This window comes from Actinokineospora sp. UTMC 2448 (genome assembly GCF_024760565.1).
Classification (GTDB): domain Bacteria; phylum Actinomycetota; class Actinomycetes; order Mycobacteriales; family Pseudonocardiaceae; genus Actinokineospora; species Actinokineospora fastidiosa.
In genome coordinates this window covers 5,301,983-5,317,872 of sequence record NZ_CP031087.1, presented here as the reverse complement: position 1 = coordinate 5,317,872, position 15,890 = coordinate 5,301,983, and the positions used below count along the sequence as shown (strand labels likewise).

Below are 15,890 nucleotides of genomic sequence, written 5' to 3'. Positions count from 1 at the left end.
CCACCCGTCCCGGCGAATCCGCCTACTGTGGGATTCAGGACGAGGAGGAACGATGACCGAGAACCAGGGCGCCGACGAGGTGTCGCGCTCCACCAGGGTCCGCTTCCCGCGGATCAGCCCGAGGGCCTACGAGCACCCGGCCGACCGCGGCGCCATGGCCACGCTGCGGGCAGTGCCGGGCGTGGGCGACGTGCTCAAGGGCGTGGCGGGCCTGTTCCCCGAGCGCGGCGAGCGGCTGATGGCGCTGGCCTCGGCGATCCGGGTGGGCGAGAAGCAGTACCCGAGGATCAACCAGATGCGCGTCGAGTGCGCCGAGACGCTGGACATCGAGCGGGTGCCCAACGTCTTCGTCGCCCGCGACCCGGTGGCCAACGCGATGACGATCGGCATCGACGAGCCGTTCATCGTGCTGACCACGGGCCTGGTGGAGGCCCTGGACACCGAGAGCCTGCGGTTCGTCATCGGGCACGAGATGGGTCACGTGCTGTCCGGCCATGCGGTGCTGCGCACGCTGCTGATCCGCCTGCTCAACCTGCAGCAGACGGTGGCGTTCGTGCCCATGGGCGCGCTGGGCCTGCGCGCGGTCATCGCCGCCCTGCGCGAGTGGTTCCGCAAGGCGGAGCTCACCTGCGACCGGGCGGGCCTGCTCTGCGGCCAGGACCCGGCCGCGGCCCTGCGCACCCACGTGTACCTGGCGGGCGGCACCGACCTGTCGCAGATCGACATCCCGTCGTTCCTGCAGCAGGCCAGCGAGTACGAGAACGTGGACGACGTCCGCGACAGCATCCACAAGCTGCGCAACGTCGAGACCATGGGCCACCCCTTCGCCGTCGTCCGCGCCGCCCAACTCCAGCGCTGGGCCGCGAGCGAGGAGTACCGCGAGATCCTCACCGGCACCTACCAACGCCGCGACGACGACAGCGGCTCCGCCAACTTCACCGACGACCTCCGCTCGGCGGCCAAGTCCTACAAGGACTCCATGGCCAACTCCACCGACCCCCTCATGAAGATCCTCAGCGACGTAGGCGGCGCCGTAACCGACGCCGCAGGCAAGGTCTTCAGCAGGTTCGGCACCTCCCGGGACTCCAACGGCACCTGACCACCCGCTCGGGGAGCAAGCTCCCCGCACGGATGCGGCAAGAGCGCAGGCCCGATGTCCCACCCATCGGGCCGAGCCCCGTCCACAACCACCCTTAACGACCCACGACGGAGCCACCGCCGCAAGCGGCCACACCCGCCCAAGGCGCCCTCGTCCTACAGGGTCGCGGCAGGGCCGCAGGCGTCGGTGCCACCCCACCAACGCCAACGGCCAGCCGCGACCCTCCCGCACCATTGCCCCACCGCCCACTCCACTCCACCTCACCGCCCCACCCACCCTCACCGCCAACCGCACCCCAACGCCGGACCGCTGACCCCAACCCCAACGCCCGCGCTCGGCGCCGCCCAAGCTCAGCGCTCGGCCGCCGCCCAAGCCCAGCCCCCGACCGCTGACCCAGCCCTCCAACTCCACCGCCCGACCGCTGATCCACTCCAGCGCCCCACCGCTGACCCACCCCAGCGGCCGACTGCTGACCCACCCCGTAGCGCCAGTGCCCGGCCGCCAGCCCACTCTGGTGCTCGGTCCGCTGACTTCTCGACTCGAGTGTTCGGCCGCCGACCGCTCGTAACTCCGGTGCTCGGCGCTGGCGCCACCACCAGCGCCAGTGGCCCGGCCGCCGACCCACTCTGGTGCTCGGTCCGCTGACTTCTCGACTCGAGTGTTCGGCCGCCGACCGCTCGTAACTCCGGTGCTCGGCGCTGGCGCCACCACCAGCGCCAGTGGCCCGGCCGCCGACCCACTCTGGTGCTCGGTCCGCTGACTTCTCGACTCGTGCGTTCGGCCGCCGACCGCTCGTAACTCCGGTGCTCGGCGCTGGCGCCACCACCAGCGCCAGTGGCCCGACCGCCTACACACCCCGGTGCTCAGTCCGCTGACTCCTCGACCCGAACGTTCGGCCGCCAACCCACTCCAGCGGCCAGCCGCCAACCCACCCCCAGCGCTCGGCCCAGACCCCCATCCTCCCAACCCCAGGGTCCGACCGCCGACCGCCAACCCTCACCCCCAGCGACTTGCGTTAGCTGCCCGAGTCACCGACGAGGACGTCCGCCCAGCCCGTTAAACCGCCGGACTGCCCGCCGCTACTGGCAACCGTGCTCCGGAACGTTCAGCGGCCGGTGGCGGTGAAGTGTTGGATGTCTACCGGTGATGTCCAGTTTCCGCCCCACGACCAGCCGATTGCGGTGAAGGCGCGCACGGCCTCGTCACCGGCGTACAGCATGCCCGGCCGCCGCCATCCCCGATCCACATAGGACGACGCCAGCTCCGGCAGGACCAAGTCGCCCCGGATGTAGGGGTTGCAGAACGGATTGACGTCGATGGCCAGCCCGGACGCGTGTGCTGACCAGGTCTTGAGGTTGACCGCGGGCCTGCAGACGAACGCCGTGGTGTTGTTGCCGTCGCCCGTCGGGTGGAGGTCTAGTTCGGGGCGGGTGGTGACGCGCATCTCCTCGAGTGGGAAGCGGACGGCGTGGAGGCTGGCGAAGGCCTGGGTCACGCCCTCGGCGACGCGCTTGTGGACGATCATCTCGCCTGTGTGGTGGCGGCCGTCGAAGCCCCAGAACGTCATCGTCAGGTAGCGCAGGTCCGCCGCCGCCACCGGGCACTCCGGCTGCCAGGTGCTGCGGGCCAGCACATCCGGCGGCACGGCGGCGATCGTCGAGGCGTACCTGTCGTCCCGGGGCGGGGGCAGGATGTCGGTGGTGGGCAAGGCGCGGTTGGCGAGGACGGGCGGGGTGGGCAGGATCTGGCCGAAGCCGTCCGGGCGCAGGGGGAGGGGCTTGGCGCCGACCACCCACACCGGGCGGGTCGTCGTGGGGACCGGCGACGAGGTCGACGCGGCTGACGAGGACGTCGAGACCGGCGCGGGCCGCGAAGTGGAAGCCGCCGAAGGGGAAGTGGGAGACGCCGAACTGCGCTGGGCGCGCTGCTCGGCGGGCGTCGTGCAGCCTGCCAGCGCGATGAGCGCGACAGCGAGCGCGGCTAGGCGGTGGGAGCGCACAGCTCCAGCATGCCGCACCGCCCAAGGTCCACCCGTTCGAGCGACATGGCGTCGCTACCAGCGGACCGACGGGTTGACATAGCGTGTCCCGAGAAGCACGGACCGTTGTCGATCCCCCGACAGGAGAGCAGCCATGGGCGGAAAGAGCCGCCGCATCCTGGGCGTCGCCGCCGCGTTGGCCGTGCTGGCCGCGATGTTCGCGCAGTTCGTCGCCGACGCCGGCGAGGACATCGTCGGCGGGTCCCGCGCCTCCATCGCGAAGCACCCCTACGTCGTGTTCCTCGCCGACCCGGACGGCCGCCAGTACTGCGGCGGCACCCTGGTGGCGCCGGACAAGGTCGTCACCGCCGCGCACTGCGTCACGCCCTTCGCCGTCACCGACATCAAGGTCGTCGGCGGTCGGGAGGACAAGGAGGCCACCGCGGGCGAGGTGCGCCCGGTGACGGAGGCCTGGGTCCACCCCGAGTACCGGAGCGTGACCGAGGGCTACGACGTCGCCGTCCTGACCCTCGCCGACCCGCTGCCCTACCGCCTGCTGCCCATCGCGGGCGCCGACTCCGACCCGCTGTACGCCGCGGGCGAGATGGCGACGATCCTCGGCTGGGGCCGGACGTCGGCGGGCGGCGAGTCCTCGCAGTTCCTGCTCAAGGCCGAGGTCCCGCTCTACGCCGACGACGACTGCGCCGCCGCCTACGCCGACTTCGCCCCCGAGCCGATGGTGTGCGCGGGCCTGCCCGAGGGCGGCGTCGACACCTGCCAGGGCGATTCCGGCGGCCCGCTCGTGGTCGACGACACCCTGGTCGGCATCTCGTCGTGGGGCGAGGGCTGCGCGGAGCCGGGCAACCCCGGCGTCTACACCCGCGTGTCCACCTACGCCGCCGACATCGCCGCCGCCCTCGAACCCGCGCCGCCGACAACGCCCGCGCCGTGATAGACCGGGGGCGTGCTGTACGCCGCCTCCGGAACGTCGCTGACGACCGTTGACCTCTACGACCTGCTCCGCCTCCGGGTCGACGTGTTCGTCGTGGAGCAGGAGTGCCCCTACCCCGAACTGGACGGCCGCGACCTGCTGGAGAGCACCATCCACCTGTGGTGGCGCCCGGAGACGGAGGTCCTGGGCTGCCTGCGCCTCCTCGACGAGGGCGACGTCGTCCGGGTCGGCAGGGTCTGCACGGCCGCGTCCGCCCGCGGCACCGGCGTCGGCGCGAAACTGATGGCCGCCGCCGTCGACCGGATCGGCGACCGCGAAAGCGTCCTGGGCGCCCAAGTCCAGGCCCAGGGCCTCTACGCCCGCTTCGGCTACACCCCCGAGGGCGAGTCCTATCTGGAGGACGGCATCCCGCACATCGCCATGCGCCGCCGCAGGTGACGTCCGGCCCCCCGCCGCCAGGTTATCCAGTGGGGGAGAGGGAGTGCCGCTGCGATTGGTCGGGTGTGGACAACCTCGTGGGCGCGGATTCGAGCGGTATTTGCCACCAATGGCTGGTTGGGTGGGCGTGGTGTCAGCGGGGGGCGTGGTCGGTGATCACCTGGACCGCGCGGGTGATGTCGGATTCGGTGAGGTCGGCGCGGGCGGTCAGGCGGAGGCGGGAGATCTGGTCGGGGACCGACGGGGGGCGGAAGCAGCCGACCCAGATCCCGGCGGCGCGGCAGTCGTCGGACCAGCGCAGGGCGGCTTCCGGGGAGGGGGCGCGGACCGACACGACCGCGGCTTCCGGTTCGCTGGCGTGCAGGCCCGCGGCGCGGAGGCGGTTGGCGAGGTCGATGGCGACCGTGCGCACTCGTTCGGCGCGGTCTGGTTCCTCTTTGAGGATCGACAGCGCGGTCAGCGCGGCGGCGGCGCTGGAGGGGGCGAGGCCGGTGTCGAAGATGAAGCTGCGGGCGTTGTCCACCAGGTGACGGATCACGCGGCGCGGGCCGAGGACCGCGCCGCCCTGCGCGCCCAGGGACTTCGACAGGGTGATCGTGGTGACCACGTCCGGCGCGCCCGCCAGGCCCGCGGCGTGCACGGCGCCGCGGCCGCCGTCGCCGAGGACGCCGAGGCCGTGGGCGTCGTCGGCGATCAGGGCGGCGTTGTGGGCGCGGCAGGCGGCGATGAGGTCCGGGAGCGGGGCGAGGTCGCCGTCGACGGAGAAGACGGTGTCGGTCACGACGACGGCGCGCTCGGTGCGGCGGGTGGCCAGGGCGCGCTCGGCTGCGACCGGGTCCTTGTGGCCGACGACGGCGATCTCGGCGCGGGAGAGCCTGCAGCCGTCGATCAGCGACGCGTGGATGGCCGAGTCGGTGACGATCGAGCAGTTGCGACCGGACAGCGCGGTGACCGCGCCGAGGTTGGCGGCGAAGCCGGAGGAGAACACCAGCGCGGCCTGCGTGCCGCAGAAGCGGGCCAGCTCGAACTCCAGCTCCGCGTGCAGCTCGGTGCTGCCGGTGACCAGCCGCGACCCGGTCGATCCCGCGCCCCAGCGCAGCGCCGCCGCGGCCGCCGCGCCGGTGACGCGCTTGTCGCGCGCGAGGCCGAGGTAGTCGTTGCCCGCGAGGTCCAGCACGCCGTTGTCGGGCGTGCGCGGGCGCAGCTGCCTGGCCAGACCCGCCTTGCGCCGATCCTCGGCGTGGGCGTCGAGCCAGTCGAACACGGTGTCGCTCACGCCCGCGAGTCTCGCACCGCGGGGAGGCCGGACCCGCGTCCGGGTCGGCCGCGCGCGGAACGATACGGTCGGCGCATGCGTGGCACGGTGAGTTTCGTGGGAGCCGGACCGGGCGCTGCCGACCTGCTGACCCTGCGCGGGGCCAAGCGGATCGCCGACGCGGACCTCGTGCTGTACGCCTCGGGGGTGACCGATCCCACCTGGCTGCGCGAGCACACCGGACCTGACGCGGAACTGATCGATTGCGCCCGTCTCGGCCCTGACGAGATCGCCGAGCACTACCGCCGACTGGCCAGCAGGCGCGGTACGGCCGTCCGGCTGGTGAGCGGGGACCCGGCGCTGTCGCCGCGGCTGCGCGAGCAACTGGACCTGTGCGCCCGACTGGGCCTGGACGTCGAGGTCGTCCCCGGCGTCTCCCCGATCTCGGCGACGGGAACCGCCCTGCTCGAGGCGGGCGCGATCGACTCGGTGTCGATCACGACGGTGGAAACCGACTTCGCCCCCATCCGCGCCCTGGCTGCGGTCGACCGGACCCTCGCCGTCCGCGCGCCCGCCGCCCGCACCGCCGACCTGGTGGAAGCCCTCTCCGCGGCGGGCGTCCCCGACGACACTCCGGCCGTGGTGGCGGACAAGGTCAGCAGGCCGGACGAGACGATCATCCACACCACCGTCGCCGACCTGGTCGCCGAGGTGAAGAAGCACAACCTGTGGCGCACCACCCTCTTCCTCATCGGCGACACGCTGCGCACCACCGGCAAACCCCGCACCGACGACCCCGCCCCCCGCTGGACCGCCCGCTCCTGGCGCAGGCCCACCGACGAACCCCGCAAGACCTGGGCCGAACGCCGCGCCGAGGCCGCCGAGCCGGTGCGGGAGGAACCGGAGCCCGCTTCCACGGCACGGCTTTCGGGGCGGAACGGCGCTGCTGAGAAGGTGCGGGCTGGCAGGTGGACCCAAGGCGCCTCCGCCGCCCGATCTTCTGGACGGGGTGGCGGCGGGGAGGCGTCGGAGCAGGAACCTGCGGCCAGGTGGGCCGCTCACGGTGCTTCGGCGGGACGGCTGTCGGGACGGGACAGTGCTGCTGGGAAGGCATCGGAGCAGACCCGCGCGGGCAGGTGGGCCGCGAAAGGCGACTCGGGTGCAGGATTGTCGAGGTCGGGTGCTGTTGGCACCGCCTCGGAGCAGGAGCCTGCCGCTGGGGATGGGTCGGCGGGGCGCAATGGCGTTGCCGGTAAGGCGTCGGAGCAGGGGCTTGGGCGTGGGTCGGCCGCTCAGGGTGCTTCGGCGGGGCGGAATGGGGGCGCTGGGAAGGCGTCGGGCCAGGGGGTTGGGGGTAGGTGGGCCGCTCAGGGTGGTTCTGGCGCGGGGCTGTCGGCGCAGAACGGCTCTGCTGGGACGGTGTCCGCGCCGGGTGGTTCCGGTGAGGGGGTGTCAGGCCAGGGCGAGGGCTCGGCCGCCGCGGGAGCGGCGGGAGGCGGTTCCGGTCAAGGAGGTTCGGGCGGGGGCTTGTCCGGGCGAAGTGGGGTGTCCGCTCAGGGGGCGGCGGGTGGCGCGGGTGCGCAGGGTGGGGCGGCTGATCGTTCCTCCGGGCAGGGGGCCGAGGAGAAGGCTTCTGGGCGGCAGGGCGACCTGCAGGGCGCGGGCGCGTCCGCGGAGGAGCGGGTGGTTGGTGGGGGCGGGGTTGGAGAGGCCGGGGTTGGTGGACTCGGAATCGGAGACGCCGGGGCCGGTGGCGTCGGGGTTGGGAAGGCCGAGGTTGGGGTCGGGGAGGCTGCGGGGGACGCGGGCTCGCGGGGGGCCAAGGCGGTGCGGGGGCAGGGGAAGCGGACTGCTCGGGCTGGGGCTAAGCGGGGGGTTAAGAAGTCCTGAGGCTGGAGTGGATGATCTCGTCATCTGAATGATCGTTCGAATGATCCGAACATATGACGCGACCATTCGGATGATGGCATCATCTGGGGAAATCGGCGCAATCGTTTCGGAATGGGGATTGGCCGGTTTCCCTGGGGGCGGGTGGCGTGGTCGAATGGGCCATGGCGGGATCCGTGTCCGATATGTCCAGGTTGGCCGAGATGGTCAAGCGGCCGTGGGCTGAGATCACCGTCGTGGAGGCCGAGGGGCGGGACTTCCGCCGGGCGGTCAACGTCTGTCGGGCGCGGTCTGCCGTCATGGTGCGGACGGCGCCGGGGGCGGGGCCCGCGGAGTTGGCGCGCGAGCTGGTCGGCTGGCATCGGTATCTGGCGGTGCTGGAGAACGTCGGCGGAAAGACCGAACAACTCTCCATTGTGGACGCCACCGAGGCTGAGCGGAAAGCCTGGCGCACGCCCAATCTCGTGCTCTGCCTCAGTTCCCTCGAAACCCGCGAGACCCACCGCTGGATCGCCGGCGAGCCGAACGGCGACGGCAGGGGGTGGGCGCTGCCGATGACCGCGTTCGCCACCCGCGAGGGGCACTGGATCCCCGAGCACGTCCGCGCCCTCGCGCTCGCCCGCCTCGCCCCGCGTCCCGGGGTGCTCGTGTGGGATGTCTGCGCGGGTTCGGGTGCGCTCGGCGTCGAGGCCGGGATGCTCGGCGCCGCCGTGGTCGCGGTCGAGCGGGACGCCGCGTTGTGTGTGCGGATCGTGGCCAACGCCAACGCGCACGGTGTCGACGTCCGGCTGGAGGACGGTGAGCTGCCGCGGGCGCTGCGCGCGCTGCCCAAGCCGGACGCCGTCTTCCTCGCCCGCTCCACCCCCGATCTCGTGCGCGCCTGCGCGGGCGCGGGTGCGGACCGGGTCGTCGTGATGGTGTCGGAACTAGACCACTTGGGCATGGTGCGCACGACGCTGGCCGGGGCCGGGTACGCCGTCGACGGGTGTCAGCTCAGCGCTGCCGGGTTCGGGGATGGGCCGGATGGGGGAACGATGGTGCGCCCTGCGGAGTCCTCCTTCCTGGTTTGGGGCGCGCGAATCGACCCGGAAGCCGCCGAATGACGTACGCGATTGGTCCAAACGGCACATTCTGTTCGCTATGCGAGCAGGTAATGTGCGCTCCTTGTGGCAGACGGATGAGAGAGCGCTCCCGATTAGTGAGGTTTGTCCGTGGTACTGGTCGGGGGCGGGCGGTAGCCCCATAAGATCGCCCGAGGGGTCCGTGACGAGCGGAGAACTTGTGAACACTGTGCGAAATGTTCGGCTGTCCCGCCGGGCCGCCCTGCTGGGCGGGCTGGGCGTCGGCGCGGGTCTGCTGACCGGCTGTCAGGCCAAGACCCCGGAGGTCGATCCGCGCAACGAGCTGGCCCTGACGAAGCCGCCGACCTCGACATCCCAGCCGGTCACGATCGACCGCAAGATCGCAGCAGGCCGCTACCGCGACGTCGACATCGTGCTGATCCGCCCCGCGGGCATCCCGCCGGGCCCCATCCCCGTGTGTGTGGCGCTGCACGACAAGGTCGGCGGCGCGCGCTCCTTCCTCGACCTCGGCGTGCCCGACGTGCTGACCGAGCTGGTGCGCTACAGCAGCGTGCCGTTCGCGATCGCCGCTGCCGACGGCGGCAACTGGATCGGCGACAAGGACGACGAGCCGATGCGGATGCTGGAGGAGGACCTCCCCGAGTGGCTGGAGTACCACGACCTGGCCACCACCCCGTTCGCCGCCGTCGGCATCGGCGAGGGCGCGGTGGGCGCGCTCAACCACGGCCGCAAGAGCACCGGCATCGAGGTCGTCGCCGCGATCAGCCCGACGCTGTACGAGAGCTGGGCGTTCGCCGAGCAGTCCAAGGACTTCGAGAGCCGCGCCCAGTGGGAGGCCAAGGAGCCGCTGCGGCACCCGAGGGAGTTCGCCAACCTCAAGGTCGCCGTCTGGTGCGGCACCGAGGACGAGGCGTTCCTGGACACCGCCAAGGACTTCGCGGGCAAGGTCGGCGCCAAGGGCCACTGGGCTCCGGGCGGCCACAACGCCGCGTACTGGAAGAAGGCACTGCCCGAGGCGCTGAAGTACGTCGGCGAGCACCTCTAGATGACCGAGGTGCGCCTGGGCATCGTCCCGCTGCGCCCGCTGACCATCCCCGACCTGCTGCGCGGATCGGTCGACGCCGTGCGCCGCCACCCGGGCGCGCTGCTGGGCGTCGGTTTCGGCGTCGCGGTGTCCGCCGAGCTCGCGGCCTGGGCGCTGCTCGCCGTCGCCGAACCGTCACCCCTGCTGGAGAACCTGGTCCGGCTCGGCGTCGCTGGCCTGGTCGGCATCGTCCTCGCGGCCGTGGTGAACGTGGTGGTCCCACGCGCGGTCTTCGGCCACGCCACCAGCGCGCGGCTCGCGCTGCGCACCGGGGCGTCCGCGCTGCCCGCGCTCGTCGGCGTGACCGTGCTGACCGGCCTGCTGATCGGCGGCCTCGGCGCACTCGGCCTGCTGACGACGAAGCTCGGCCCCCTGGGGCTCGTGCTCGCCCTGCCCCTGCTGGTGGGCGTGCTGTATCTGAGCGTGGCGCTGATGCTCGCGCCGTCCGCGGCCGTGATCGAGCGGGTGTCGCCGGTCGCGGCGCTGCGCCGGTCGCAGGCGCTCGTGCACGAGGGCACCGGCGGCTGGTGGCGGGTGTTCGTCGTCGCGCTCATCGCCAGCGTCGCCGGGGTCGCGCTGCGCGCGCCGACGCTGATGCTGTTCGAGGCGATCAGCGGCGGGTCCGCGCTCGCCGAGTCGCTGGGGTCGGTGCTGGTGGCCACCGTCGTCTCGCCGTGGACGATGGCCCTGCACGCGCTGCTCTACATCGACGCCCGCTCCGGGGTGGAGGGCATCGACGGGCTGTGGCGGACCGCGGGCTGACTCACTCCTCGAAGTCGCCGCCGTCCTCGCCCATGTCGCCCAGCATGTCACCGAGGATCATGCCGCCGACCAGGCCTGCGGCCGCGCCGCCGACGACGGCGCCCATGCCGGGACCGCGCCGGTGGTGGTGGCGCGGGTCGTGGTGCCCGCCGAAGGCCGGGTTCGCCGCGCTCGCGGCGATCTGGGCGAGCCAGCGGTCGATCACCGGCGTCCAGTCCGTGCGCTCGGACTCCTGGTGCGCCATGCGGAAGCTGCCGATCACGTCCGTGGCCGCGCGCAGGAAACCGCCGCGCTTGTCGGCCTCCAGGACGACGTGCAGCTCGTGCGGCGTGGCCACGAACGTCAGCTCGACCTCGGTGATCCTGCCGTGGTACGCCGGGGGCGGGAAGAACTCGATCTCCTGGTAGAACGGCAGCGCCTGCGGCACGCCGCGCAGCCTGCCGACCTCGACGTCGGCGGAGCGGAACTGGAAGCCCAGCCTGCCGAACGCGTCCAGCACCGCGTCCTGCGACGGCAGCGGGTGCACCGTGAGCGCGTCCAGGTCGCCCTTGTCGGGAGCGCCGGAGATCACCAGGTCGGTGCGCACGCCGACCACCATGCCGGGCAGCGGCGTCGGGCCGACGGCGGTGATCGGGGTCTCCCACGGCACGTCGAACCGGAACGGGATGTCCAGCGGCTGGTTGGCGCTCACCCGCACGTCCGCCCCGACGACGACGCGGTGGAACTCGGCGCGCCCGGTGGCTTCGTGGTCGCCGTGCTCCAGCTCGGCGCGGGTGACCAGCGACAGCGCCACCTGGTCGATGGTGACGTCCGCGCTGCCGCCCTGGATGCGGACCGTGCCCGCGACGGGCTGACCCGGCATGACCGAGGGCGTGCCGAGCACGGTGTCGACCGAGGGCCCGCCGACCCCGAAGGCGGCGAGCATGCGCTTGAACATCGGGATGTGTCCTCCACGGGCCGGGGGAAGGTCGCGGAATCGACGGTACCAGCGAAGATCACCCCCGTCCGGGTGACGGCGGCCCCCGACCGGGTCAGGGTCGGGGGCCGCCGGTCCATCAGCTCGTCCGATCCGGACGGTGCGTCACCCGCAGGGTGTTGATCACCGGCACGGACTTGCCGCGCAGCGCGGCCAGCTCCACCGAGATCGATCCGCCCTCGGGCACGGTCACCCAGAACTCGTGGGTGTCCGCGGTCAGGACGCCGACGCTCGCCGCGATGTCATAGCGCGGCAGCACCTTCGTCCCGTTGACCGACACGTCGAACACGCGGCGTCCGGGGACGAAACCGGCCCGCAGCTCGGCGAAGCCCAGCTCGACCTGGTAGGTGCCCGCGGGCAGGCCGTCGAACCGGTAGCCGCCCGGGCTCTCCCGCTGGGTCTGGAACAGCGTGTCGTCCTCGGTGCCCGCGATGGCCTTCCCGCTCTTGACCACCGGGCCGCCGCTGAGGTAGCCGAAGCCGCCCGGCTGCCACGCCTGGTCGCCGACCCAGACGTCGGCGTTGCGGTCGGTCAGCCCGCCGCCGCCCACGTCCAGGCCCTTGCGGTAGGCCGGGACCACGAGCTTCACCGGGATGGTGATGGTCGGGGTGCGGCCCGCGTTGGTCGTGACGGTCACCGTGCTCTCGTGCACGCCGGGGGTCAGGCCGACCGGGTCCACGCGCACGGTGATCGCCTGCGTGCCGCCCGGCTTCACCGCGGCCGTCCCCGGCACCGCCCACAGCCACGACGCGCCGCTGGACAGCGTGTAGTCCAGCGTGAGGTCGCTGGTGCTGGCCAGGCTGACCGTCGACGAGCGGAGCTGGCCCGCCTCGCCGAGGAAGGTCAGCGGGCCGCCGGTCAGCTCCGCGCCCGGGGTCCGCAGCGCGAAGTCGGCCGACTCGTCGCCGTCGACCGCGACGGTCTCCGTGGCGGAGACGTAGTGCTGCTTGGACACCTCCACGGTGTAGTCGCCCGCGAGCAGGCGCATCGAGTACCGGCCGTCCGCCCCGGTCGTCGCCGTCGCCACGGTGGCCCCGCCGCTGAGGATCTTGACGGTGGCGCCCTCGATCGCGCCCCGGTCGTTGGCGTCGGTGACCTCGCCCGCGACCGTGCCCGACGCCGGGGGCTTGAACCGGACCGTGGTGTCGTTGGACAGGGTGGGCGTGTTGAGCGAGTACTGCAGCGCCACCGTTCCCGTCGCGTTCTCGATGCCGACGGTGGCGGAGTTGCCGGTCTCGCGCGGGTTCGCCGCGTCGAGGTTGCGGTAGCTCATCGCGATCTCGCCGTTCTCCGACAGCGTCAGCGAGATGTCCAGCCTGGTCGTCGTCTGCTGGTAGATGGTGGCGTTGCGCCATTCCACCGTGAACGACCGGTTGGGCGCCGTGCCCGCGGTCTTGGTCAGCACCTGGCTCTGGGCGTCGATGAGCAGGTCGTCCCAGAACGGGTAGACCGCCGCGTTCGGCGCGGCCGTCCCCGGGATGCCGGTGTTGCCGAAGGAGGTGCTGCGGGCCAGGAAGTTCACGTGGCCGTTGGTCGCCACGTGCGCCTGCCGGTAGGTGGCCCCGTAGTAGAAGAAGCCGAACGGCAGGTCGACCGCGGTCGCCTGGTCGTCGCCGGTCAGCGCCAGCGGCGTGTCGCCCTCCACATAGGACGAGGGCTCCAGCACGCAGTGGTGGCCGAACGAGTCGCCGCGCGCGGGCAGCTCGAAGTCCAGCGCCTCGGCGCCGTCGACCACCAGCTCCACCTGCCGCGGGTCGTTGCAGCCGCCCGCGGTGGCCCGGATCTGGTAGGTGCCGTGCGGGACGTCGGCGATGGAGTACGCGCCCTCGCCATTGGTGGTGACCGCGGCCAGCGGCGTGCCGAGGATCTGCACGGTCGCGTTCGCCACCACGCCGCCCTGGGCGTTGCGGACCACGCCGGAGACGGTGTCGCGGGCGGCCGGGGTCAGCGCGAGGTCGACGGTGACCGTCTGCGCCTCGGTGACCGTGGCCGTCCCGGTCGCCTGGCCGTAGCCGAACGCCGTGGCCGCCACCGCGTACTCGCCCACCGGGAGCGTCGAGGTGTACGCGCCGTCGGTCCCGGTGGCCAGGGTGCGGTTGCTCGGGCCCGTCACGGTGACACTCGCGCCGGAGACCGGGGTGCCGGTCGCGGCGTCGGTCACGGTGCCCGCCAGCGTGCCGACCGGGCCGCGCGGGGAGCGGTCGACCGCGGCGTGGGCGTCCAGCTTGCCCTCGCCGAAGACGTGGTTGTCATCGACGGTTCCGCCGCAGGTCAGGGCATCTACGTCGACGGCGGTGTCATCGAGCAGTTCCGCGGTGCGGGCGATGTCGCCGACCAGCGTCGGGGCCGCCGACCACATCAGGGCGACGGTCGCCGAGGTGTGCGGCGCGGCCATCGACGTGCCGCTGTTCGCGCCGTAGGCCCCGCCGGGCAGGGCGCTGCGGACGTTGACGCCCGGGGCGGCCAGGTTCGGCTTGATGTCGCCGTTCTCGCCCGGTCCCCGGCTGGAGAACGACGCGATCGCGCCGTTGATGTCGAACGCGCCGGACGCGTAGGACTCGACGTTGTCGCCGGGGGAGCCGGAGGTGTTGCAGCTCGGGCCGGAGTTGCCGTTGGAGAACGACGGGAAGATGCCCGCCGCCCGCCACGCCTGCACGGTCGCCCGGTACCACGGGTCCACCGCGGAGCCGTTGGACGCGCCCCAGGAGTTGTTGACGATGTGCGGGCGCAGGTCCGGCCGCGGGTTCTGGCCCGCGAGATCGGTCGGCGCCAGCATCCACTGGCCGGAGGCCAGCAGCGCGGCCTCCGAGCAGCCGTTGCTCTCGCAGCCCTTGGCCGCGATCCACCTGGCCCCGGGCGCGACGCCGATCTGGTTGGCGCCGTCGCCGCCGACCATCGTGCCCATGGTGTGCGTGCCGTGGCCGTTGTTGTCGCACGGCGCGGCGGTCGGGCACACCTCGCTCGGGTCGAACCAGTTGTACTGGTGGTCGAACGCGCCGCCGTTGTTCCCGCGGTACTTCCCGACCAGCGCGGGGTGGTCGAACTGCACCCCGGAGTCGATGTTGCCCACGACGATGCCCTCGCCCCGGGCGCCGAAGTCGGCCCAGGCGTCGTCGGCGTTGATGGCCGCGACGCCCCATTCGACAGCGTCCACGGTCGCCTGGACCTCGCCGGGCGTCAGTTCCGGCAGCGAGTACGCGCGCGGGGCCAGGATCTCGGCGACCTCGGCGCGCTTGGCCAGCGACTCGGCCAGCGCCTGCGACCCGCCCTTGACGTGCAGCGCGTTGGCGATGAAGTACGAGTCGTAGTCGACCTTGCCCGCGTCGAGGTCGGCGCGCACGGCCGCCTGCGCGCGGTCGGCGGTGCCGCGCAAGGCGTCGAGCACGGCCTGCCCGCGCGCGGTCCAGTCGGTGATCTTGGTGGCGGGCGCCAGGTCGGCCTGCTCGCCGAACAGCACCCAGAAGTCGGTGCTGTCCTTGGCGTCGAGCGCCTGCAGCAGCTGGGGCTCGATCTTGTCGTCGGTCGGCGCCGCGAGCGCCGGGGTCGTCAGCAGCGCGGACGCGGTGAGCGCGGTGGTAACCGCGGCCAACCAGGTCCGCCCTCTGACGCGGTGGGGTCGTGGAGACAAAGCGGGTGGCTCCCATCCCGCGCGCTGCAGGGGGTAGCGCGCGTCTACCTCCGGTAGCCGTGCGATGACTGCCGGTTCTCTCGACGCTGCCGGAAAGCGCGGGTGCGGTGAAGGTGTCGTCCGGGGCGGTATCGGGTCGATTCGCGGTCGGACGGCCCTGATCTTTGTAACGGAATGACGGCGGGAGCGACGGTTGTTGTGAAGGACTCACGTTCGGTCGGCACTGGGGGTGGCGCGTGACGGTTCTCCGCTCGCTGGACGGCTCCGAGTTACCCCTGGTGGTCTGCGTCGGCACCTCCGCCGACCAACTCGCCGCCATCGCCGCCGCCGGGGGCGGCGGCGTCGCCCTGCTCTACGTCCCGGACGCGCACGCGCTGCGCTCGGCCATCGAGGGCCGGATCAACCGGATCGTCGAGTGCGGCGCGCTGCGGCTCGACGCCGCGCTGCGGGAAGCCACCTGGGCGGGCGCGCCGCTGCCGCTGTCCGCCCGGGATTTCGACCTGCTGGTCACCCTCGCGGGGGAGCCGGGCCGGGTGTGGTCCTTCGCCGAGCTGACCCAGCACGTCTGGGGCCGCACGTACGTGGGCGACAGCCAGGCCGTGGTGTCGGCGATCAAACGTTTGCGACGCTCGCTGCGCGCGAGCACGCCGGGCATCCGGGTGGAGTCGGTGCGCGGCGTCGGCTATCGGCTCGCGGTGCCTGCTCCGTCACACTGACCGGTGTCGCGCTGCGGTCTTTCCGCGTTCACC

General features: G+C 72.6%; 12 protein-coding genes. 8 read left to right on the top strand and 4 right to left on the bottom strand.

The window, feature by feature from the left end:
• Positions 1 to 52 precede the first annotated feature (52 nt).
• Positions 53 to 1,099 (top strand): M48 family metallopeptidase, encoded by a 1,047-nt coding sequence (locus tag Actkin_RS24225; protein WP_189211689.1) that lies wholly within the window; start codon positions 53 to 55, stop codon positions 1,097 to 1,099.
• A 1,105-nt stretch (positions 1,100 to 2,204) separates the two neighbouring features.
• Here Actkin_RS24225 and Actkin_RS24220 read toward each other — a convergent pair.
• Entirely contained in the window at positions 2,205 to 3,098 is an 894-nt protein-coding gene (locus tag Actkin_RS24220; protein WP_258904377.1) for a M15 family metallopeptidase, read from the bottom strand.
• 133 nt (positions 3,099 to 3,231) lie between these two features.
• Between Actkin_RS24220 and Actkin_RS24215 the strand changes: the two genes are divergently transcribed.
• Positions 3,232 to 4,029, top strand: coding sequence for a S1 family peptidase (locus Actkin_RS24215; protein WP_189211688.1), 798 nt, complete (start codon positions 3,232 to 3,234; stop codon positions 4,027 to 4,029).
• Between the two features lie 12 nt (positions 4,030 to 4,041).
• Positions 4,042 to 4,467 carry a GNAT family N-acetyltransferase gene (locus Actkin_RS24210; protein WP_258904376.1) on the top strand — a complete coding sequence of 142 codons (426 nt, stop codon included), beginning with the start codon at positions 4,042 to 4,044 and terminating at the stop codon, positions 4,465 to 4,467.
• Positions 4,468 to 4,600: 133 nt separating this feature from the next.
• On the opposite strand, the gene Actkin_RS24205 is transcribed toward Actkin_RS24210, so the two are convergent.
• Positions 4,601 to 5,743, bottom strand: coding sequence for an 8-amino-7-oxononanoate synthase (locus Actkin_RS24205; RefSeq protein ID WP_258904375.1), 1,143 nt, complete (start codon positions 5,741 to 5,743; stop codon positions 4,601 to 4,603).
• Between the two features lie 75 nt (positions 5,744 to 5,818).
• Here Actkin_RS24205 and Actkin_RS32660 point away from each other — a divergent pair, with 75 nt between their 5' ends.
• From Actkin_RS32660 to Actkin_RS24185, 4 genes are all read left to right on the top strand, one after another.
• Positions 5,819 to 7,612 carry a cobalt-precorrin-4/precorrin-4 C(11)-methyltransferase gene (locus tag Actkin_RS32660; RefSeq protein WP_309569081.1) on the top strand — a complete coding sequence of 598 codons (1,794 nt, stop codon included), beginning with the start codon at positions 5,819 to 5,821 and terminating at the stop codon, positions 7,610 to 7,612.
• A gap of 182 nt (positions 7,613 to 7,794) precedes the next feature.
• Positions 7,795 to 8,712 (top strand): bifunctional cobalt-precorrin-7 (C(5))-methyltransferase/cobalt-precorrin-6B (C(15))-methyltransferase, encoded by a 918-nt coding sequence (locus Actkin_RS24195; protein ID WP_258904374.1) that lies wholly within the window; start codon positions 7,795 to 7,797, stop codon positions 8,710 to 8,712.
• A gap of 178 nt (positions 8,713 to 8,890) precedes the next feature.
• Complete coding sequence (locus tag Actkin_RS24190; RefSeq protein ID WP_189211684.1) at positions 8,891 to 9,736, top strand: alpha/beta hydrolase-fold protein; 846 nt, start codon at positions 8,891 to 8,893, stop codon at positions 9,734 to 9,736.
• Positions 9,737 to 10,537, top strand: coding sequence for a hypothetical protein (locus Actkin_RS24185; protein WP_258904373.1), 801 nt, complete (start codon positions 9,737 to 9,739; stop codon positions 10,535 to 10,537).
• Position 10,538: 1 nt separating this feature from the next.
• On the opposite strand, the gene Actkin_RS24180 is transcribed toward Actkin_RS24185, so the two are convergent.
• Together Actkin_RS24180 and Actkin_RS24175 are read right to left on the bottom strand one after the other, a co-directional pair.
• Positions 10,539 to 11,474: a sporulation protein gene (locus tag Actkin_RS24180; RefSeq protein WP_258904372.1), complete on the bottom strand. Its 936-nt coding sequence runs from the start codon at positions 11,472 to 11,474 to the stop codon at positions 10,539 to 10,541.
• 118 nt (positions 11,475 to 11,592) lie between these two features.
• Positions 11,593 to 15,102 (bottom strand): carboxypeptidase regulatory-like domain-containing protein, encoded by a 3,510-nt coding sequence (locus tag Actkin_RS24175; protein ID WP_258904371.1) that lies wholly within the window; start codon positions 15,100 to 15,102, stop codon positions 11,593 to 11,595.
• Between the two features lie 275 nt (positions 15,103 to 15,377).
• Here Actkin_RS24175 and Actkin_RS24170 point away from each other — a divergent pair, with 275 nt between their 5' ends.
• Complete coding sequence (locus Actkin_RS24170) at positions 15,378 to 15,857, top strand: winged helix-turn-helix domain-containing protein (RefSeq protein ID WP_189211679.1); 480 nt, start codon at positions 15,378 to 15,380, stop codon at positions 15,855 to 15,857.
• Positions 15,858 to 15,890 lie beyond the last annotated feature (33 nt).